We start from the raw sequence: 20,049 nt of genomic DNA on the forward strand, positions 1-20,049 counted from the left end.
CCCTAGCCGTGCTGCCCGTCCCACCACATCCCCAGGCACAGCGCGACGCCCACGGCATACAGCAGCCAGGTGGCCGAGACCACGTAGGGATAAAACATCAACGCCACGCCCCACCAGCGCGTGCGCGGCTGCTGCGCACGCTTGCCGTGCCAGTACGCCGCCATGCCGATCAGGCCAAACAGAATGGCCCCCACGATGTAGGCCGGGCTGGGCAGCTCCAGGCCGAGGGATTGCAGTGCAGAGAGGGTTTCCATGGCGGGGTGTGCAGGCTGTGCGGGTGGGGTGAGGTGGGTGTGACTCCTGCCAGCGATAAAAGGTCCCTGGCCAGGTCCCTGGTGTGTGCCCGATCCGGCGTTGCCTGGTGGGGGCGTTGGAGAACGGCCTTTCATGGCGGTGTCACAGGGCGGCGGCATCGTCCACGGTTTTGGCTCTTTTCACCTTGACCACCATGTCCCGACTGTCCCTGATTGCCGCCTGCGCCGCGCTGCTGTGCGCAGCCGCCACCCCCGCCATCGCCCAGCAGGCCTACCCGGCCACCCTGGCCGGCCATGCCGTGCTGCCCGCCCTCACCGTGATTGCCGCGCCCAAGGACGCGCCGCAAGACCTGCAGGTGGCTGGCAAGTTCACTACCCCCCGCCGTGTGGATACCGTGGGCAGCGTGATGGGCCAGTCGGGGGGCCGTGACACAGGCGTGTCTTTGCCCTTCCAGGGCCAACCCCTTCAGGGCCACTCGGGCATCAAGCGCATGGCCGACGGCTCGTTCTGGATCCTCACCGACAACGGCGCCGGCTCCAAGGCCAACTCGCCCGATTTCATGCTGCACCTGAGCCACTACACCGTGGACTTCAAAAGCGGCCAGTTCAACCGTCTCAAGACCATCTTCCTGCACGACCCCGACAAGAAGATCCCCTTCCGCATCACCCACGAAGGCACCGACAAGCGCTACCTGACGGGTGCCGACTTCGACCCCGAGAGCTTCCAGTTCGCTGGCGGCGCGCTGTGGATCGGCGAAGAGTTTGGACCCTTCTTGATCAAGGCCGACCTGAACGGCAAGGTGCTGGCCGTGTTCGAGACCCAGGTGGACGGCAAGGTCGTGCGCTCGCCCGATGCGCCCGGCGTGCTGATGCCCGGCGCCCCCGACGCCAAGCCCACGCCGTTTGAAGTCAAGCGCTCCAAGGGCTACGAAGGCATGGCCTCCAGCAAGGACGGCAGCAAGCTCTATGCGTTGCTGGAAGGCGCGCTGTGGAACGACGGCGCCAAGGCGTACGAAAACGTGGGCGGCAAGCAGTACCTGCGCGTGCTCGAATTTGATGTGAAGACCGAGCAATGGACCGGCCGCCACTGGAAGTATGTGCTGGAGGCCAACCACCACGCCATTGGCGACTTCAACATGATCGATAACACGACTGGTTTGATCATCGAGCGCGACAACGGCGAAGGCACGGCCGACAAGGCCTGCCCCGAGGGCGTCAAGCGCACGGACTGCTTCCACGACCTCGCCAAGTTCAAGCGCATCTACAAGGTCGAGCTGAGCGACGCCAATGTGGGCGGCGAGATCCGCAAGGTAGGCTACATCGACCTCATGAACATCCAGGACCCGCAGCGCCTGGCCAAGAAGCCGCTGAACAACGGCGTGCTTACCTTCCCGTTCTTCACCATTGAGAACGTGGACATCGTGGACGGCAGCCACATCGTGGTGGGCAACGACAACAACCTGCCCTTCAGCAGCAGCCGCGACCCGAACAAGGCGGATGACAACGAGCTGGTGCTGCTCGAAGTGGGCGAGCTGCTACGCGCCAAGTAACCCGGCGCCAGCGCGCTGTGGGGGCCGGGTGGCAAAATTCCCGGTTCCCGTTCCAACGTACCCGGAAGCCGCGCCACCATGTTCACAGGCATCGTCCAAGCCACGGCAGGCATTGCCGCCATCCACGACCGCGCAGGGCTGCGCACGTTCACGCTCGATTTCCCCGAGGGCTTCTGCCAGGACCTGGCCATTGGCGCCAGCGTGGCCACCGATGGCGTGTGCCTCACCGTGACCGAGATCCTGTCGCCCACGCAGGCCAATTTCGACGTGATGCTGCAGAGCCTGAACATCACCACTCTGGGCAGCTACGCGCAGGGCGACCGTGTGAACGTGGAGCGCGCGGCCAAGGACGGTGCTGAGATCGGCGGCCATCCGCTGTCGGGCCATGTGGACTTCACCGGCACGCTCATCGAGCGCCGCGAGTTCGACAACAACCTGGTCTGGCGCGTGGCCGTGCCCGAGGCGTTTCGCCGCTACATCTTTGCCAAGGGCTACATCGCCATCCACGGCGCCAGCCTCACGGTGGCCGAGGTGAACCGGCAAGAGGGCTGGTTCGAGATCTGGATGATCCCCGAGACCCGCCGCGCCACCGTGTTTGAGCACAAGAAGGTGGGCGACCGCCTGAACATCGAGATCGAGCGCAGCACGCAGGTGGTGGTGGACACGGTGCGCGAGGCGGTGCAGGAGAGCCTGGGCCGCCTGCAGCCCGTGCTGGAGGCGTTGTTGAAGGAAAAGGGCCTGTCGCTCGACGACTTTGTGCAGGCGCCCGTGCTGCCGCACTGACCCAGCGAAGCTCTCCCATGTCCGTGGTGGTGCGCCCGCTGGCGCTGAGCGATCTGGCCGACCTGCTGGCCGTGCAACTGGCCTGTTATGGCGAGGGGTTTGTGGAGAGCGGCGAGGTGTTTGCCCGCCGCCTCGCCAGCCCCGCCAATTGCTCGCTGGTGCTGGAGCAAGCTGGTGTGGTGTGCGCCTACCTGGCGGCTTACCGCAGCGTGCGTGGCAAGGTCACCCCGCTGCACGGCGACTTTGAAGCCACCGCCCAGCCCGACACGCTGTACCTGCACGACATGGCCGTGCTGCCCGCCCATGCAGGGCAAGGCCTGGCCCATGCGTTGCTGCAGCCCCTGTGGGCGCAGGCCCGCGCAGAAGGGCTGCGGCACAGCGCGCTGGTCTCGGTCCAGGGCTCGCAGGCCTACTGGCAACGGCAGGGCTATGCACTGCACCCCTTGCAGGACGCCACCCAGCAGGCCCGCCTGGCCAGCTACGGCGACGGCGCCGTGTACATGGCGCGAGCGCTTTAGAACGTGTTGACGATCTCCCAGGGGTCGCGCAGCGGTCTTTGGGGTATGGGATGCAAGGCGCGGGGCGTAGTGGATAGCTTGGCTATCCACAAGCGCCGCAACGCTGCAGACCGCCCGCAAAGACCACTGCCCGAAGGGTTGGAGCGAAATCGGGTGATTGGACGCCCCAGCTGCTTGCATGGGCATGAGCCCATGCAGCGCATCCGAAGCATCCACTCATCCCGATTGCGCTCCAACGCGATCCCCTGCGAGATCGTCAACACGTTCTTAGACCTTGTAGGCCCACTGTCACCGGCCCTCGTCATAATGCCCGCCATGCCCCACCGCTGGAAACCCAACGTCACCGTGGCCGCCCTCATCGAGCGCGATGGCCGCTTTCTGCTGGTCGAGGAAGAAACCACCGACGGCCTCAAGCTCAACAACCCCGCCGGCCACCTGGACCCGGGCGAGTCGCCCATTCAGGCCTGCGCGCGCGAGGTGCTGGAAGAAACCGCCCACGACTTCGAGCCCACGGCGCTGATCGGCGTGTACCTCAACCGCTTCACCAAGACGCGCACGGGCGACGACACCACCTACCTGCGTTTTGCCTTTGCAGGCACGCTGGGCACCCACCACGACTGGCGCACGCTCGACACCGGCATCGTGCGCACGCTGTGGCTCACGCCCGACGAGATCCGCGCCTGCCCCGAGCGCCACCGCAGCCCGCTGCTGCTGCGCTGCCTGGAGGACTACCTGGCGGGCCAGCGTTTTCCGCTGACGCTGGTGCACACCGATATTTCGGTCACCGAGCCCGCTGCGCAATAGCTCTGCGCGGGCTGGGTGACGCGAGGTCTTGTGACCTCAGTCCGCGGTCAGCTTGCGTTCCTTGATGATGGTGGCCCACTGCGTAGATTCCTTCTTCATGAAGGCCGTCAGCTCGGCGCGTGTGGTGGGCTGCGGCGTGAGGCCGTGCTTGTTCAGTGCCTCCTTCACGCTTGGGTCGTTCAGCACCTTCACGATCTCCTGGTTCCAGCGGTCCAGCAGCGGCGCAGGCGTCTTGCCGGGGGCCACGAAGGCGTACCAGTTGAGCGCTTCAAACCCCGGGTAGCCCGCTTCGGCCACGGTGGGGATGTTGGGCATGTAGGACGGCCGCGTGAGCCCGGTGGTGGCCAGGGGAATGAGCTTGCCGGCCTCGATGTGCGGCAGCGCGGTGGGCGGCGCGGCAAAGTACGAAGTCACGCGCTCGCCCAGCAGGTCCTGCAGCGCGGGGGCGCCGCCCTTGTAGGGCACATGGGTCATGTCGATGCCGGCTCGCTGGTTGAACAGTTCACCCGCCAGGTGCGATGCCGAGCCCGCGCCGGTGGAGGCAAAGTCCACGCTGCCGGGCTTCTTCTTGGACAGCTGCACAAACTCGGCCAGCGTTTTCACGCCCGCGCCCTTGTGCACCACCAGCACGTTGGGGAAGTTCACGCCGCCCGACACGGCGGCCAGGTCCTTGAAGGGGTCGTAGTTCACCTTCATCAGGTGTGGCGCGATGGTCAGCGGCCCCACCGACCCGAGCAGCAGCACCGAGCCATCTGCGGGCGCATTGGCCACAAACTGGTGCGCGATGTTGCCGCCTGCGCCACCCTTGTTGTCCACCACCACCGACTGGCCGATGTTCTCGCCCAGCTTCTTGGCGATGAGCCGTGCCGCCGCATCGGCCGCGCCGCCTGCGGCAAAACCCACGACGAGCGTGACGGGCTTCTTGGGCGGGAAATCCTGCGCGTAGGCAGCGCTAGACAGTGTCGCGGCAGCGGTGGCGAGTGCCAGCGCGCTCATCAAGAGGGCGCGTTTTTTCATGGGGGTCTCCTTCATCGTGGATGGTGGGGTGCGGGGATCAGTCGGCGCCGAGGCCGATGGGGTTGGGCTGGCGCTTCTCCACCGCATGGCGCAGCAGCGATGCGGTGCGGAAGATGCCGTGCGCAAACTTGCCGTAGGGCATGGTGGCGAACAGCGCCATCACCGCGCCCAGGTGCAGGCACAGCAGCAGCGGCAGGCCTGCGGTGCCACGCGCGGCCCACAAGGCCAGGCCGCTGGTGGCGGTGAGGAACAGCAGGGCGATGAAGGCGCGGTCCATGGGCTTTTGCGCGGCATCGCCGTGTTGCGGGTGGCGGCGCAGGTTCAGCCGCCAGAGGCCGGCCGTGCCAATCGCCAGGCTGATGCCGCCCAGCCCGCCCAGCAGCTTGGGCAGGCTGGGCAGGTCGTACGGTGCAGGCAAGGCCAGCAGGTAGTGGTACAGCGTCGCCACGCTGGTGGCCGCAAAACACAGCATGAAGCCGTAGAACGTGAGGTGGTGCATGCGCCTGCGCGACAAGGTGTAGGCATCGTCCTCGTTGTGGCAGCCATCGCCATGGCCGCCGTCCAGGTACTTGAGGCGCAGCACGGCATCGGTGGCCTCGGCCGTGGCGGGCGCGCTCAGCGGCGCGCCGCTGGTGGCGGGCGTCACGTCGCGCCAGAAGCGGCGCACGCCCAGGCCCAGCGCCAGCACGGCGAACAGGAACACGGGCGCAAACAGGCCCACCAGCAGGTTGTGCGGGAAGATGCCGTAGAAGCCGCCCACAGGGGCCCGCCACAGCGCGGCGATGCCCTGGCCATGCAGCACCACGGCCAGCAGCAGAAACAGCGTGAGCCCGGCCACCAGCGCCAGGGCCAGGGTCAAGCCGTTGCGCTGGTACAGCTGGCCCAGCGCAGGCGGCCAGGCGTAGTCGGCATAGGTCTGGCCGCGCACCTGGGCCATGGCCTGCGGAATGTTCACCGCAAACTCATGCGGTGGCGCGTACTGGCAGGCGTGCAGGCAGGCGCCGCAGTTGTGGCACAGGTTGGCGATGAAGTGGATGTCGGCCTTGCCGAACTCCAGCCGCCGCGTCATGGCCGGGAACACCGCGCAAAAGCCTTCACAGTAGCGGCAGGCGTTGCAGATCTGCAGCTGGCGCGCCACTTCGGTTTCGGGGGCAGACAGCACGATGTCGCCGTTCGCCAGCGCCCGGGCGTCGCGCGTCAGGGCCTCAAGCGTTTGCATGGTTTGCTCCTTGTTTTGTAGCATTTGAGGCATGTTCGACTAGCGCTACCGGCCGTTTGGAGGCCAAAGCTGCCTGCGTGCCCGCAATGCGACCAAACGCGGTGCCAATGCTCATGCCCACGCCAGCGGTGTAGCCCTTGCCCAGCACGTTGCCGGCCATCATTTCGCCGGCCACGAACAGGTTGGGGCTGGGCTGGTTGTTGAAGCGCACCGCAGCCGTGTCGTCGGTGTGCAGGCCCAGGTAGGTGAACGTGACGCCGGGCTTGAGCGCGTAGCCGTAGAACGGCCCGGTGTCGATGGGCCGGGCCCAGTGCGTCTTGGCGGGCGCCACGCCTTCGGTGTGGCAGTCGTCCAGCGTGGTGTGGTCGAACTGGCCCACGCGGCAGGCGGCGTTGTAGGCATCGAGTGTGTGCGTGAACGTGTCCACAGGCAGGCCGAGCTTTTGCGCCAGCTCGGGCAGGGTGTCGGCCTTCACGCCCGGGAACACGGGCGGCATGAAGCGGCCAATGGCCTTGCTGTCGATGATCGAATAGCCAATCTGCCCCGGCTGCTGCGCCACCAGGCGGCCCCAGATGGCGTAGCGCTTGGGCCAGAAATCCTCGCCCTCGTCGTAGAAACGCTCGCCATGGCGGTTGACCACCACGCCCAGCGACACGCAGTCGATGCGCGTGCAGATGCCGCCGTCGTACAGCGGCGCGCGCGCGTCGATGGCCACCATGTGCGCCTGCGTGGGGTCGCCGATGCGGTCGGCGCCGTGGTCATCCAGCAGGTGCTTGAGCAGCACCCCCTTGTTGTAGGCTGTGCCGCGGATCAGAAAGTTGTCGGCCGGCCATTCGCCGCGCTCGTTCTGGCCCCAGGCCTCGCGCAGCCATTCGCGGTTCGATTCGAAGCCGCCGGCGGCCAGCACGCAGCTTTTGGCAGCAATGCGTTCGCCGTTCGCCAGGTGGGCTGCGACGAAGCGGAGGCCGTCCATCTCGATGCGGTCCACGGGCGCCTCGTAGCGGACCTGCACGCCCAGCTGCTCTGCGCTGCGGTAGTAGGCATTGACCAGCGCCTTGCCGCCGCCCATAAAGAACGCGTTGGTGCGTGCCACGTGCAGCGTGCCCGCCAGCGCGGGCTGAAAGTGCACGCCGTGGCGGCGCATCCAGGGCCGACAGGTGCTCGACTCGCGGATCACCAGGCGCGCCAGGTGTTCGTTGGTGAGGCCGCCCGTCACCTTGAGCAGGTCTTGCCAGAACTCTTCTTCGGGGTAGGCATCGACCAGCACATCTTGCGGCGCATCGTGCATGCAGCGCAGGTTGCGCGTGTGGGCCGAGTTGCCGCCGCGCCAGGCGCGTGGGGCGGATTCGAGCAGCAGCACGCTGGCGCCCGCCTCGCGCGCCATCAGGGCGGCGCACAGGGCAGCGTTGCCGCCGCCGATGACCAGCACATCGACCACAGCATCGCCGCTCATGGTCGGTGGCTCCAGGCGGTGCGCTGCGCGCGGGGGAATGAAGAAGGGGGTGTGGGGCCCATGGGGTGTCTCCTGGCGCGGTCGCCGTGTCGTTCATCGGGGTGATGGCGACTGTAGGGAGACACGGGCCCGCCGTGCAGCGGGTTCAGGTCATGGGGGTATCACGGATCGTGATGGCTGCGGGCTGGCCGTTCAGTCGCTGGGGTCTTGTCCGCCGATCCATGTCGTGCCAAACCACTGACCCGTAGTGACCAATTCGCGCACACAGTCCGTCAGCACCACGCGTGCGGCCAGCGCGGCGGGCGAGAGTTCTTCGTCGGGCAGGCTGCACAGCAGGTTGACGCGGCGCGCGGGCGCGTCGGTAAGGCGCGCGCACTGAAAGCGCTCAGCGGCATCGGGGTAGCGGCCCATGGCAGCCCAGGGCTGCACGGTGGAGCCCAAGCCTGCGTCCACGGCGGCCATCACCATGGCGAGTGAGTCCACCTCCAGCACCACGTGTGGTGCCACGCGGTCGCGGGCAAAGGCCGTGTCCAGCGTGCTGCGCAGGCCGTGTGGGCCGGTGGGCAGGATCAGCGGCTCCTGTCCCAGCTCGGCAACGGTGATGGTTTCCGGCAGCTGCCGGCCACGGGGGTTGCCGGGGCCCTCCCCTCGGTCGCGGGCGCAGATGAGGAACAGGTCCTCCTCCAGCAGTGGCGCCATGTCCCAGCGGCGCGCGCCGGTGGCCTGCTGCGCCTGGTGCAGGCGGGTGTCGAACAGCACGGCCAGGTCCAGCTCGCGCGCATGCAGCATGGCCGTGAGGTGGCCCGACATGCTCTCCACCATGTGAAGCCGCACATCGGGGTAGCGTGTGCGCATGGCCTGCATCAGCGGCAGGCCCAGCACGCCCGAGGTGGTGGGCGCCAGCCCCACGGTGACGGTGCCCGACAGCCGCGCCTGCTGCGCCGCGCGCACGGCCTGGTCGGCATGGCGCAGGGTGAGCTGCGCCTCGCGAAAGAACGCCAGCCCTGCCTCGGTGGGGGTCACGCCGCGCGGCGTGCGCTGCAGCAGGCGCGTGGCCAGCTCGCTCTCCAGCCGGGTGATCTGCTGGCTGAGCGCGGACTGCACCACGTCCAGGTCCAGCGCAGCGCGGCTCATGGAGCCTTGCTCCACCACACGCACGAAATAGCGCAGTTGTCTCAGTTCCATGGCGCCCTTTTGGTCATGCGGCACTGTACTCCGGCGTGTCCGTTGCCCCCGGGAGCACAAATACACCGGTGCCGCCACTCGCACCTGACTCGTTGGCGACTGCGTGCGGCGCGCGCAACGCAGCACTTTCAGCAGGCTGACGCCGTTGCTCCGGGTAAACACGCAGTCCGCGCATCCGGGGCGCGTCAATTCCCTGTGGAAGCTGGGGACTTGAAATTATTTGCACCGCCGGTGGACTGCATTTCAAGAGCGCCACCAGCGCTTTCCCGAAGAATCCGCCGGCGAGCTGGCACAGGCGAATGCTGCGCCCGCATCTTTTCACTTCAACCCTTTCCGAACGGAGACAGGCCATGATCTGGCAACAAATCTACAACCCGGCGGGCAATATGGTTGTGTCCACCGCACTGGCTGCGATCCCGGTGATCATCATGCTGGCCGCCCTGGGGTTCTTTCACATCAAAGCCCACATTGCTGCGGGCATGGGGCTCGTCGCAGCACTGGTGGTGGCCATATTTGCCTATGGCATGCCTGCCGACATGGCTGGTCGCGCCGCTTTGTATGGCGGCTTCACGGGGCTGCTGCCGATCGGCTGGATCGTGCTGAACATCATTTTTCTGCACCAGCTCACGGAGCAGAACGGCAGCTTCAAGGTGCTGCAGGACTCGCTGTCCAACATCACGGAAGACCGCCGCATCCAGCTGTTGCTGATTGCGTTTTGCTTTGGCGCGTTCTTTGAAGGTGCCGCCGGTTTCGGCACGCCCGTGGCGGTCACTGCCGCGATCCTGATCGGGCTGGGCTTCTCGCCGCTGGCCGCCTCGGGTCTGTCGTTGATTGCCAATACGGCCCCCGTGGCGTTCGGTGCCCTGGGCACGCCAGTGATCACGCTGGCCAAGGTGCATGGCTACGATCTGATGGAAGTGACGGCCATGATCGGCCGCCAGTTGCCCTTCTTCTCGGTGCTGGTGCCGTTCTGGCTGATCTGGGCATTTGCCGGGCGCAAGGCCATGTGGGAGATCTGGCCTGCCATTCTGGTGGCCGGTGTGTCGTTTGCCATTCCGCAGTTCCTGGTTTCCAACTACATCGGCCCCGAGCTGGTGGACATCATTGCGGCCATCATCTCCATGGCGAGTCTGATCGCGTTCCTGCGCGTGTGGCAGCCCAAGAAGATCTGGACCTCGCCTTCGATGCGGGGCCACGACCCAAGCGCTGCCGAAGCCAAGCCTGCACAGCCGGTCGTTCGCTACTCACGCGCCCAGCTGATCAACGCCTGGATGCCTTGGCTGATTCTGTCGGTGTGTGTGTTTGTCTGGGGGCTGCCATCGGTGAAGGCAGCGCTCAACGGCATCTTCGCCCCGGCTTTCCCGATGGACGGGCTGCACAACCTCATTGAGAAGATGCCTCCGGTGGTGCCCAAGCCCACCAAGGAAGGCGCGGTCTACACGTTGAACCTGCTGTCGGCCACCGGCACGGGCATCTTGCTGTCCGCACTGATCAGTGCCCTGCTGATGCGCTACAGCCCGGTCGCCATCGTCGGCACGTTCTTCCGCACCATCTGGCTGGTGCGCTATTCGCTGCTGACCATCGTGCTCATGCTGGCGCTGGGCACGCTCACCCGCTACTCGGGCACGGACACCACCCTGGGTCTGGCATTCGCGAACACCGGCGTGTTGTACCCCTTCTTTGGCACCCTCATGGGCTGGCTGGGGGTGGCGCTGACGGGGTCGGACACGGCCTCCAACGTGCTGTTCGGTGGCATGCAAAAGGTGGCGGCCGAGCAGCTGGGCCTTTCGCCCAACCTCATGGGCGCCGCCAACAGCTCGGGCGGCGTGATGGGCAAGATGATCGATGCGCAGTCGATCGTCGTGGCCTCCACCGCCACCCGCTGGTTCAATCATGAAGGGGACATCCTGCGCTTCGTCTTCTTCCACTCGATTGCGCTGGCCTGCCTGGTCGGGCTGCTGGTGAGCCTGCAGGCCTACGTGTGGCCCTTCACCTCGATGGTGGTGCGGTAGCGGGTGGGCTGTCATCCCCTTCCCGCCACCCCACGGCAGGTATTCCGGGCGCAGCGGGGGTAAGCACGATGCGCCGGGGATAATCGGGGGATGAACAAACACAGGGTCGTTGTTGGTCTGTCCGGCGGAGTGGACTCGGCCGTGACCGCCTACCTGCTCAAAAAGCAGGGCCATGAGGTGGTCGGCATCTTCATGAAAAACTGGGAAGACGATGACGACAGCGAGTACTGCTCGTCCAACATCGACTTCGTGGACGCAGCCGCGGTGGCCGACGTGATCGGCATCGAGATTGAGCACGTCAACTTCGCAGCCGATTACAAGGACCGTGTGTTCGCCGAGTTCCTGCGCGAGTACCAGGCCGGCCGCACGCCCAACCCCGACGTGCTGTGCAATGCCGAGATCAAGTTCAAGGCCTTCCTGGACCATGCCATGCGCCTGGGGGCGGAGAAGATCGCCACGGGGCACTATGCCCGCGTGCGCCACAACCCGGCCACGGGCCTGCACGAGCTGCTCAAGGGGCTGGACCCGAGCAAGGACCAGAGCTACTTTCTGCACCGCCTGAACCAGGCGCAGCTGTCCAAGACGCTGTTCCCCGTGGGCGAGCTGCACAAGACCGAAGTACGCCGCATCGCCGAAGAAATCGGCTTGCCCAATGCCAAGAAGAAGGACTCCACAGGCATCTGCTTCATTGGTGAGCGGCCGTTCCGCGAGTTTCTGAACCGCTACATCAGCCATGCGCCCGGCCCGATCCTGGACGACCGGGGGCGCAAGCTGGGCCAGCACGTGGGCCTGAGTTTCTACACCTTGGGCCAGCGCCAGGGCCTGGGTATCGGCGGTGTGAAGGAAAAAGGCGCTCAGCGCGGTGGCGGCGCGCACGAGCCCTGGTTCGTGGCCCGCAAGGACCTGGAGAAGAACACGCTGCGTGTGGTGCAGGGGCATGACCACCCCTGGCTGCTATCGCACCGCCTGGTGGCGCAGGACGTGAGCTGGTGTGCCGGCCAGGCCCCGGCGCCCGGCGCCTATGCCGCCAAGACGCGCTACCGCCAGCAGGACGCCGCGTGTGTGCTGGAGGCTGTGCCCGACGGCTTTGCGCTGCAGTTCCCGGACGCCCAGTGGGCCGTGACGCCGGGGCAGAGCGCGGTGCTGTACGACGGCGATGTCTGCCTGGGCGGTGGCGTGATTGCGGCCGTGGAAGGGCTGCCGCAGCCCACCGGCAATGCGCCTGCTGTGCAGCCGGCCATGGCCCGTTGATACTTCAAAATTGATAGCTGTTAGGGCAATAAAGACTAGCGCTTGCGCCTGATTTCTCTCGAAATCCATTCTCCAAAAGCAAAAAAGCCGGGGCGGTGACCGCTCCGGCTTTTTGTTGGCTGTGCCGCGGCGTTTCAGTCGTCGTTCATGGCGAGGCTGATCAGGATGCGCAGCACGTACCAGAGCATGAGCGCGATCGATGCGAACAGGTGCAGCGCTGCACCGGCGGGGCGGTCTGCAGGGTAGTCATGGATGATGCGTGAGGTGTCGTACAGCACGCAGGCGCCCGCAAACAGCACCATGAGCCCGGAGAACCAGATGCCCAGCTTGAAGCCGAAGATGGCGCCCGCAATGATGGTGCCCAGTGCCACCAGGCCCGCCACCTTTAGGATGCCGCCCAGGAACGAAAAATCGGTCTTACTGCTAAATGCCGTCCAGGTGAGCGCCGCCACCAGCAGCAGCGTGATGAAGGCGGCAGCGCCAATGGCGCCGGGTACCAGCAGCTGCGCAATGCCGAACATCGGGGCAAAGATGAGCCCTTCTGCCAGCACGTAGAGGCCCAGGCCCATCAGCTGCGTCTGGGGGTTATCCGAGTTATCGGCCAGGTGCGATGCCAGCCAGCCCACCAGCATGAAGGCGCCCATGACCCCCAGCCACAGGAATTTGCTGCCGCTGGCCATAAGCATCTTGGCGGCGGTGGTGGACAGTCCGCTCACCATTAGCACTGCCGACAGCACGACAAAGGCCAGAATGGCTACGCCCAGATGCTTGTAGGTGGAGACGATGAAATCGCGCCGCTCCATCGGAGCGCCTGCTGGGGTTTGTGGTGACAGTGCGTTGGGGTTCATGGTGTGGTCCTCCGTAGTGAGCGCAGGTCTGCGCAAACGATGGGAGGAGCGCGCCCCGGGCGCTGCCCCTCCCTCCCTCTCTCTTTTTTATGGGGTATGGCCGTCAGGCGGCGGCCAGTTGCTGTGCGTTATCGGCGGCGCGCAGCTTGCGGTTGGACCACACGCCGGCAGCCCCTACCAGGGTCAGCAGGATGGCGAAGATCCAGGTGCCTGCGCCGCTGAAGGATTGCGCGGAGGAGGTGGCTTCGGCCTGCAGGCGCTGTTTGGTGGTCTCGTAGCTGATGACGGTCGCACCGGCAGCCGAGACTTCATAGACCAGGTCATGGTCGCTGCCGTCCACCAAAGCGGTCACTTTTTCATCGATCAGGTTGCCCACCAGCTGCTGTGGTGTGCTGTAGTCAATGCGCAGCTTGCGTGCCTCGGCGCCTGCGGTGTCGGGTTGGACCGTGATTTCGTAGTATTTCTTGGTCGCGCGGCGCTTGCGCTTGACGGTGACTTCAGAGGCCTGCGTCACGGTGCCGGACACGGTTTGCAGGCTTTCGCGTGCCACATAGGCGTGGCCGTCTTCCGCCTTCCAGCCGCTGTACACCGACAGTGCGATCAGCCCTGGGCCAGCCAGTAGCAGCAGCCACGCATAGCCAGTGACAAATATCAAAATCTTGCGCACGAACCCAGGCATCACGACCCTCTCTCTCTTTGGAATATTGGTTTTTGGTAATTGCTGGCCGCCGGGCTTTGCACCTCTTTGGCGCGCCAGGCAGCGATGATCTTTGATATTTCCGTATCGGATGTAAGGAATTGTTGGTGTGTGGCGCCTGCGCCGAACTGGACAAAACTGAGAAGCGGCGCGCACCAGCGCCGTTGTAAAAGTCATCACCTCCAGGCGCTGGTTAGCCTTGGTAAGTTGGGTTGACTCCAGCACCTCTTGTTGCGAGTTGCTACGTTTTGACGCCCACAGGCGACGGTTTCTAAGGGGTTACCGGTGCGTGGCGCACAGGCAAAAAAAGCCCGCACCTTGCGGATGCGGGCTTTGGATTGAATCCGGTGCCGGAGGCTGTCAGAACGGGATGTCGTCGTCCATGTCGTCGAAGCCGGAGGCCGCGCGCGGTGCCTGTGCCACAGGGGCGGGTGCTGGGCGCTGTGCGGGGGCGGCCATGGGGCGCGGCGCGGGTGCGGCACGGCGCGGTGCCTGGTCGTAGCCGCCCTGGTCGCCACCGTAACCGTCGTCGTATCCGCCGCCTTGTTGTCCGCCGCCCTGGCCGCCACCGCCCATGCCCTGGCGGCTGCCCAGCATCTGCATCTGGTCGGCGCGGATTTCGGTGCTGTACTTTTCGACGCCGCTCTGGTCGGTCCACTTGCGGGTGCGCAGGCTGCCTTCCACATACACCTGCGAGCCCTTGCGCAGGTACTGGCCGGCAATTTCGGCGAGGCGGCCGTTGAAGACCACGCGGTGCCACTCGGTGGCTTCCTTCATTTCGCCGGTCTGCTTGTCTTTCCACTTGTCGGTGGTGGCAATCGTCACGTTGGCCACCTGGTCGCCACTGGGGAAGGTGCGCATTTCAGGGTCGCGGCCCAGGTTGCCGACGATGATGACTTTGTTTACGGATGCCATGGTGCTGTCTATGCCTTTAAGGGAGGAAAGCGCCGGATTTGGAGAGAGATTCCAGACGCCAAACACGTCATTGTGCCGCAACCCGGGGGCAATGGCAGCCCGTGCAGTACGGCATGGTCTGCCGTTCAGTGCCCGCCGCGCCCCACGGGCCGCAGCGGCCAGGTCAGCACCAGCCACAGGGCTGTGAGCGCCGTGGTCACCGCAAACAGGCCCGGAGCGCCCGCCCATTTGACCAGCGCGCCACCCAGCGCACCGCCCGCAAACAGGCCCAGCGACTGCAGGGTGTTGTAACTGCCCAGCGCGGCGCCGCGCAGGTGGGGCGGCGCCATGCGCGACACCAGGCTGGGCTGGCTGGCCTCCAGCGCATTGAATCCGCAGAAAAAGACGAACAGCAAAGGCGCCAGCACCCACAGCGTGGCGGGCACACCGCTGGCCGTCAGCAGGCCCAGCCCCGCCTGCACCACCAGCACCAGGGCAATGGCTCCGAGCAGGGCTGCGCGCAGTCGGCCCGCGCGCTCCAGCGCAAACAGCCCGCCCATGGCGGCAAACGACAGCACCACGGTGGGCAGGTACACCTGCCAGTGGTGGTCTTTGGTGAGTCCTGCCTGTACCAGCATCGCGGGCACGGCCACCCACATGGACAGCTGTACGGTGTGCAGCACAAACACGCCGAGGTTCAGGCGCAGCAGGTCAGGGTGTCCCCACACATCGGCCAGGCGGCCCCGGGGGGCGTTCCAATGCAGCGCAGGCTCGGGCGGCACCCACCACACCACCACGGCCACACCGGCCAGAGCCAACGCACAGGTCAGGCCAAACAGCCCCGCCAGGCCGATATGGGCAGCCAACATCGGTGCCGCCACCAGCGCAACGGCAAACATCAGCCCGATGCTGCCGCCCACCAGCGCCATCGCCTTGGTGCGCACGCTGTCGCGTGTCTGGTCGGCCAGCAGCGCGGTCACGGCTGCCGACACAGCCCCTGCGCCCTGCAGCGCCCGGCCCAGCAGCAGTCCGGTCAGAGAATCCGCCAGCGCAGCCATCAGACTGCCGCCTGCGAAGACGAGCAGGCCGAGCACGATCACCCGCTTGCGCCCGAAGCGGTCGGAAGCGATGCCCAGCGGCAGCTGCAGGAAAGCCTGCGTCAGGCCGTAGATACCCATGGCCAGACCCACCAGGGCGGGATCGTCGCCACCGGGGTACTTGCGTGCCTCCAGGGCAAACACGGGCAGCACCAGGAACAGGCCCAGCATGCGCAGCGCAAAGATCAGCGCCAGGCTGATGCTGGAGCGGCGCTCCAGCGGGGTCATCTGGGTACTGGGGGTGGGTTGCCGGGAGGCGGCGGTGGCTGACAGGGAAGGAGAATCCGGCACGGTGGTGCGCTAAGGCCCGAAGAAGCAAAACCGGGATTTTCGCCGATTGGCTGGGTGGCTGCTCGAAGGCCTCCAAAGCGTGGTGCGCAGGGACGCGGTGCAGGCCTGGCGGGTAATGCTGGAGTGCTACGCCAGAAAACGTGGGTGACCTATCATGGTGGGTTTTCCTGCACAGAGCCCGCCCGTGACCCCTCCCCCTGTTGCCGATGACCGATCCGCCGATGGTGTCTACCTCGCCCGCGCCCTGCGCGAGCAGTGCATCAGCATCCGTGGCGCGCGCACGCACAACCTCAAGAACATCGACCTGGACATCCCGCGCAACCAGCTGGTGGTGATCACGGGGCTGTCGGGCTCGGGCAAGTCCAGCCTGGCGTTTGACACGCTGTATGCCGAAGGCCAGCGACGGTATGTGGAGAGCCTGTCGGCCTATGCACGGCAGTTTCTGGGGCGGCTCGATAAACCCGATGTGGACCTGATCGAGGGCCTGTCGCCCGCCATCAGCATCGAGCAGAAGGCCACCAGCCACAACCCGCGCTCCACCGTGGGTACGGTGACCGAGATTCACGACTACCTGCGCCTGCTGTACGCGCGTGCCGGTACGCCCTATTGCCCCGATCACGGCCTGCCGCTGGCCGCGCAGACCGTGAGCCAGATGGTGGACGCCGTGCTGGCCCTGCCCGAGGACACCAAGCTCATGATCCTCGCCCCCGTGGCGCGGGAGAAGAAGGGCGAGTTCACCGAGCTGTTTGCGCAGATGCAGGCGCTGGGCTATATCCGCTTTCGGGTGGATGGGCAGATCTACGAGCACGAGAGCCTGCCGCCGCTCAAGAAGACCGAGAAGCACGACGTCGACGTGGTGATCGACCGCATCAAGGTGCGCGCCGACCTGCAACAGCGCTTGGCCGAGAGCATTGAAGCCGCCCTGCGGGTGGGCGGGCATGAGGGCAATGGCCGCGTGCTGGCGCTGGAGATGGACACAGGGCAGGAGCACCTGTTCAGCAGCAAGTTTGCCTGCCCGGTGTGCAGCTATTCGCTGGCCGAGCTGGAGCCGCGCCTGTTCTCGTTCAACTCGCCCATGGGCGCCTGCCCGGCGTGCGACGGCATTGGGCAGCGCGAGGTGTTCGACCCCGTGCGTGTGGTGGCCTTCCCGTCGCTCAGCTTGGCCAGTGGAGCCATTAAGGGGTGGGACCGGCGCAATGGCTACTACTTTGCGATGCTGGAAAGCCTGGCCAAGCACTACGCGTTTGACATTGAAGCGCCGTTTGAATCGCTGCCTGCGCCGGTGCAGCACGCCATCCTGCATGGCTCGGGCGAGGAAGAGATTGCCTTCAGCTACATCCTCGACAGTGGTGCGCAAAAGGGCAAAACCGTCACCAAGAAGCACCCCTTCGAAGGCATCATCCCCAACATGGCCCGCCGTTACCGCGAGACCGATTCGGTGGTGGTGCGCGAGGACCTGGCGCGCTTTCGCAGCACCCAGCCCTGCCCCGAATGCCACGGCGTGCGCCTGCGCCGCGAGGCCCGCCATGTGAAGGTGGGCGAAGGCGAGCAAGCCCGCGCCATTTACGAAGTGAGCCACGCCACGCTGAGCGATGCGCACGCGTGGTTCCACGCGCTGAAGCTCACCGGCGCCAAGGCCGAGATTGCCGACAAGGTGGTGCGCGAGATCGCCACGCGCCTGCAGTTTTTGAACGACGTGGGCCTGAGCTACCTGAGCCTGGATCGCAGCGCCGAAACGCTCTCGGGCGGCGAGGCGCAGCGCATTCGCCTCGCCTCGCAAATCGGCTCGGGCCTGACGGGCGTGATGTATGTGCTGGACGAGCCCAGCATTGGTCTGCACCAGCGCGACAACGACCGGCTGATTGCCACGCTGCAGCACCTGCGCGACATTGGCAACAGCGTGATCGTGGTGGAGCACGACGAAGACATGATGCGCGCCGCCGACCATGTGATCGACATGGGCCCCGGCGCGGGTGTGCACGGCGGGCGGGTGATGGCGCAAGGCACGTACGACGAAGTGCGCGCCAATCCTCAGTCGCTCACCGGCCAATACCTGTCTGGGACGCGCACGATTGTCGTGCCTAAGCGCCGCACACCCTGGCTGCCGGTGCTGGACCAGCCTGCGCCGGTTGTCGAGACCAAAGCCAAATCACGCTTTCCGCAGACGGAGGCCAGCAAACGCCGCGCCGAACGCATGGCCGAGCACCATGCACGCCAGGGCGCCGTGCAGGCGCTGCGCTTGGTGGGTGCCACAGGCAACAATTTGAAGGGCGTGACGGTGGATTTCCCCGTGGGCCTGCTCACCTGCGTCACGGGCGTGTCGGGCTCGGGCAAGAGCACGCTGGTCAACGACACGCTGTATGCCGCCGTGGCGCGGCAGGTGCACCGCGCGCACGAAGAGCCGGCCGAGCACGAAGAGATCGTGGGCATCGAGTACTTCGACAAGGTCATCAACGTAGACCAGAGCCCCATTGGCCGTACCCCACGCAGCAACCCTGCTACCTACACCGGCCTGTTCACGCCCATCCGCGAACTGATGGCCGAGACCAACACGGCCAAAGAACGCGGCTACGGCCCGGGGCGCTTCAGTTTCAACGTGTCGCAGTCTTCGGGCGGTGGCCGTTGCGAAGCCTGCCAGGGCGACGGCGTGGTGAAGGTGGAGATGCACTTCTTGCCCGATGTGTACGTGCCGTGCGACATCTGCCACGGCCAGCGCTACAACCGCGAAACGCTGGAAGTCCAGTGGAAGGGCAAGAACATCGCGCAGATTCTGGAGCTGACGGTGGAAGACGCAGCGGCGTACTTCAAGGATGTGCCCACCATCGCCCGCAAGCTGCAGACCTTGCTGGATGTGGGCCTGAGCTACATCCGCCTGGGCCAGGCCGCCACCACCCTCTCGGGCGGCGAGGCGCAGCGGGTGAAGCTGGCGCAGGAGCTGAGCAAGCGCGACACCGGCCGCACGCTCTACATCCTGGACGAGCCCACCACCGGCCTGCACTTTGCCGACATTGATTTGCTGCTGAAGGTGTTGCACCAGCTGCGCGATGCGGGCAACACCATTGTCATCATCGAGCACAACCTCGACGTGATCAAAACCGCCGACTGGCTCATCGACATGGGGCCCGAGGGCGGCGCGGGCGGTGGCACCGTGGTGGGTGTGGGTACCCCAGAAGAGCTGGCTGCCAACCCTGCCAGCCATACAGGGCGGTATCTGGCTCCGTATCTGAACAAACCCAAATCGCCCGCCTGAGCGCGCGGGCTCACAGGGCAGGCCCTCAGGGAGCCTTGCTCACAAACGCCACGGTCAGCCCCTTGTCCGTCACGGTGATGGGCCCAGGCTGCAGGCCCAAGCCGTCGAACACCGCCGTGTCTTGCGGGCGCAGCTGATGCAGCGTGACCTCGCGCAGCGACTGCTCGGCCAGCTGTGGGCCGTAGGCATTGAGCAGCTCGTTCACCGCCGGGCGCAGGCCCGGAAACTCCATGCGGCCCAGCTGGATCTGGTGCGCGCGCAGCGTGCGGTCGCTGGCCTCGTAGTGCAGCGCAAACTCCATATCCAGGCTGCCGGGGTAACTGCGGCGCAACGCTGGGCCAGCCACGTCGAGCGCCATGGCGGCGCCCAGGCGGTTCACCTCGGGCAGCAGGCGCAAGTGCGGCGTCTGCACGGTCAGGTTGAACAGGCCTTGCACCGGCACGCTGCGGGGAAATTTTGGGGCCACCATGGACTGCAGCTGCGCCAGGGGCACGGTGTAGCTGGGCTGGGCCAGTGCGCCACGCACCGCCAGCAGTGCCGCGCCGCCCAGGGTGAGGCCACGGGTCGTAGCGGTCAGGAATCGTCTGCGATGCAGCATGGGCGTTCTCCGGCAAAAACCGGTGTGACTTCGAGGCGGCAAAAAGGTGCCCCTCCTGCGCAGGTTGCGCTCAGCGCCCCACCACCGACCAGCCTGCCCGCTGGTTGTTCTTGTCGTTCTCGTACTCCCAGGCGGTGCCGCAGCGGTCGCACACATAGCGGGTGAAGGTGACGGTGCCGTCCTCGCGGTCTTCCTTGCGGTTGCCGCGCTGCACCAACTCGGCATGGCCGGGCGCCTTGCGCCAGTTGCGCTGGATGCCCTGGCAGGGTTCGCACAGGGCCATGGGTTGCAGTTCGCGTTGGCGGGCCAGGTCTTTGGTCATGGGGTG

18 protein-coding genes are annotated in these 20,049 nt (G+C 66.0%); 7 read left to right on the forward strand and 11 right to left on the reverse strand.

The genetic code is table 11. From position 1 onward, the window contains the following. Positions 1–2: 2 nt before the first annotated feature. Positions 3–254: a hypothetical protein gene (locus tag ACODSM_RS01430; protein WP_488804096.1), complete on the reverse strand. Its 252-nt coding sequence runs from the start codon at positions 252–254 to the stop codon at positions 3–5. Positions 255–448: 194 nt separating this feature from the next. Between ACODSM_RS01430 and ACODSM_RS01435 the strand changes: the two genes are divergently transcribed. The 4 genes from ACODSM_RS01435 to ACODSM_RS01450 all read left to right on the forward strand — a co-directional run bounded on the left by ACODSM_RS01435 (position 449) and on the right by ACODSM_RS01450 (position 3,909). After that, entirely contained in the window at positions 449–1,804 is a 1,356-nt protein-coding gene (locus ACODSM_RS01435) for an esterase-like activity of phytase family protein (protein ID WP_488804097.1), read from the forward strand. 78 nt (positions 1,805–1,882) lie between these two features. Continuing rightward, positions 1,883–2,587, forward strand: coding sequence for a riboflavin synthase subunit alpha (locus ACODSM_RS01440; RefSeq protein WP_116748371.1), 705 nt, complete (start codon positions 1,883–1,885; stop codon positions 2,585–2,587). Positions 2,588–2,604: 17 nt separating this feature from the next. After that, entirely contained in the window at positions 2,605–3,105 is a 501-nt protein-coding gene (locus ACODSM_RS01445; protein ID WP_488804098.1) for a GNAT family N-acetyltransferase, read from the forward strand. A gap of 315 nt (positions 3,106–3,420) precedes the next feature. Next, the gene (locus ACODSM_RS01450; RefSeq protein WP_116750205.1) at positions 3,421–3,909 is read left to right on the forward strand and encodes an NUDIX hydrolase; all 489 of its coding nucleotides are present in this window, start codon (positions 3,421–3,423) and stop codon (positions 3,907–3,909) included. A gap of 36 nt (positions 3,910–3,945) precedes the next feature. On the opposite strand, the gene ACODSM_RS01455 is transcribed toward ACODSM_RS01450, so the two are convergent. The 4 genes from ACODSM_RS01455 to ACODSM_RS01470 form a co-directional block, all read right to left on the reverse strand. Continuing rightward, on the reverse strand, positions 3,946–4,926 hold the full coding sequence (locus ACODSM_RS01455; RefSeq protein WP_488804099.1) for a Bug family tripartite tricarboxylate transporter substrate binding protein: 981 nt from the start codon (positions 4,924–4,926) through the stop codon (positions 3,946–3,948). A 37-nt stretch (positions 4,927–4,963) separates the two neighbouring features. Beyond that, a complete protein-coding gene (gene tcuB / locus ACODSM_RS01460; RefSeq protein WP_488804100.1) occupies positions 4,964–6,145 on the reverse strand; it encodes a tricarballylate utilization 4Fe-4S protein TcuB in 1,182 nt (393 codons plus the stop codon). Next, positions 6,132–7,598 (reverse strand): FAD-dependent tricarballylate dehydrogenase TcuA, encoded by a 1,467-nt coding sequence (gene tcuA / locus ACODSM_RS01465; protein ID WP_488804101.1) that lies wholly within the window; start codon positions 7,596–7,598, stop codon positions 6,132–6,134. Before tcuA ends, tcuB begins: the two co-directional genes overlap by 14 nt. Before the next feature lie 192 nt (positions 7,599–7,790). Beyond that, positions 7,791–8,783, reverse strand: coding sequence for a LysR family transcriptional regulator (locus tag ACODSM_RS01470; protein WP_488804102.1), 993 nt, complete (start codon positions 8,781–8,783; stop codon positions 7,791–7,793). Between the two features lie 350 nt (positions 8,784–9,133). Between ACODSM_RS01470 and ACODSM_RS01475 the strand changes: the two genes are divergently transcribed. Both ACODSM_RS01475 and mnmA read left to right on the forward strand, forming a co-directional pair. Then, the gene (locus ACODSM_RS01475) at positions 9,134–10,795 is read left to right on the forward strand and encodes an L-lactate permease (RefSeq protein WP_295936551.1); all 1,662 of its coding nucleotides are present in this window, start codon (positions 9,134–9,136) and stop codon (positions 10,793–10,795) included. Positions 10,796–10,885: 90 nt separating this feature from the next. After that, positions 10,886–12,046, forward strand: a complete 1,161-nt coding sequence (mnmA, locus tag ACODSM_RS01480; RefSeq protein WP_488804103.1) for a tRNA 2-thiouridine(34) synthase MnmA — start codon at positions 10,886–10,888, stop codon at positions 12,044–12,046. Between the two features lie 134 nt (positions 12,047–12,180). Here the strand turns inward: mnmA and ACODSM_RS01485 are convergent, their stop codons facing one another. The 4 genes from ACODSM_RS01485 to ACODSM_RS01500 all read right to left on the reverse strand — a co-directional run bounded on the left by ACODSM_RS01485 (position 12,181) and on the right by ACODSM_RS01500 (position 15,810). After that, the gene (locus ACODSM_RS01485) at positions 12,181–12,894 is read right to left on the reverse strand and encodes a Bax inhibitor-1/YccA family protein (protein ID WP_291441784.1); all 714 of its coding nucleotides are present in this window, start codon (positions 12,892–12,894) and stop codon (positions 12,181–12,183) included. 103 nt (positions 12,895–12,997) lie between these two features. Next, positions 12,998–13,573: a hypothetical protein gene (locus ACODSM_RS01490; RefSeq protein ID WP_488804104.1), complete on the reverse strand. Its 576-nt coding sequence runs from the start codon at positions 13,571–13,573 to the stop codon at positions 12,998–13,000. A 378-nt stretch (positions 13,574–13,951) separates the two neighbouring features. Continuing rightward, entirely contained in the window at positions 13,952–14,506 is a 555-nt protein-coding gene (ssb, locus tag ACODSM_RS01495) for a single-stranded DNA-binding protein (protein WP_015016327.1), read from the reverse strand. Between the two features lie 125 nt (positions 14,507–14,631). Then, complete coding sequence (locus ACODSM_RS01500; RefSeq protein ID WP_488804105.1) at positions 14,632–15,810, reverse strand: MFS transporter; 1,179 nt, start codon at positions 15,808–15,810, stop codon at positions 14,632–14,634. Positions 15,811–16,027: 217 nt separating this feature from the next. Here ACODSM_RS01500 and uvrA point away from each other — a divergent pair, with 217 nt between their 5' ends. Further along, positions 16,028–19,123 (forward strand): excinuclease ABC subunit UvrA, encoded by a 3,096-nt coding sequence (gene uvrA, locus ACODSM_RS01505; protein WP_488804106.1) that lies wholly within the window; start codon positions 16,028–16,030, stop codon positions 19,121–19,123. 25 nt (positions 19,124–19,148) lie between these two features. Here the strand turns inward: uvrA and ACODSM_RS01510 are convergent, their stop codons facing one another. Together ACODSM_RS01510 and ACODSM_RS01515 are read right to left on the reverse strand one after the other, a co-directional pair. After that, positions 19,149–19,721: a DUF1439 domain-containing protein gene (locus ACODSM_RS01510; protein ID WP_488804107.1), complete on the reverse strand. Its 573-nt coding sequence runs from the start codon at positions 19,719–19,721 to the stop codon at positions 19,149–19,151. Positions 19,722–19,791: 70 nt separating this feature from the next. After that, complete coding sequence (locus ACODSM_RS01515; RefSeq protein ID WP_060986880.1) at positions 19,792–20,043, reverse strand: hypothetical protein; 252 nt, start codon at positions 20,041–20,043, stop codon at positions 19,792–19,794. Positions 20,044–20,049 lie beyond the last annotated feature (6 nt).

The sequence above is a fragment of the Acidovorax sp. FG42 genome (genome assembly GCF_057809195.1).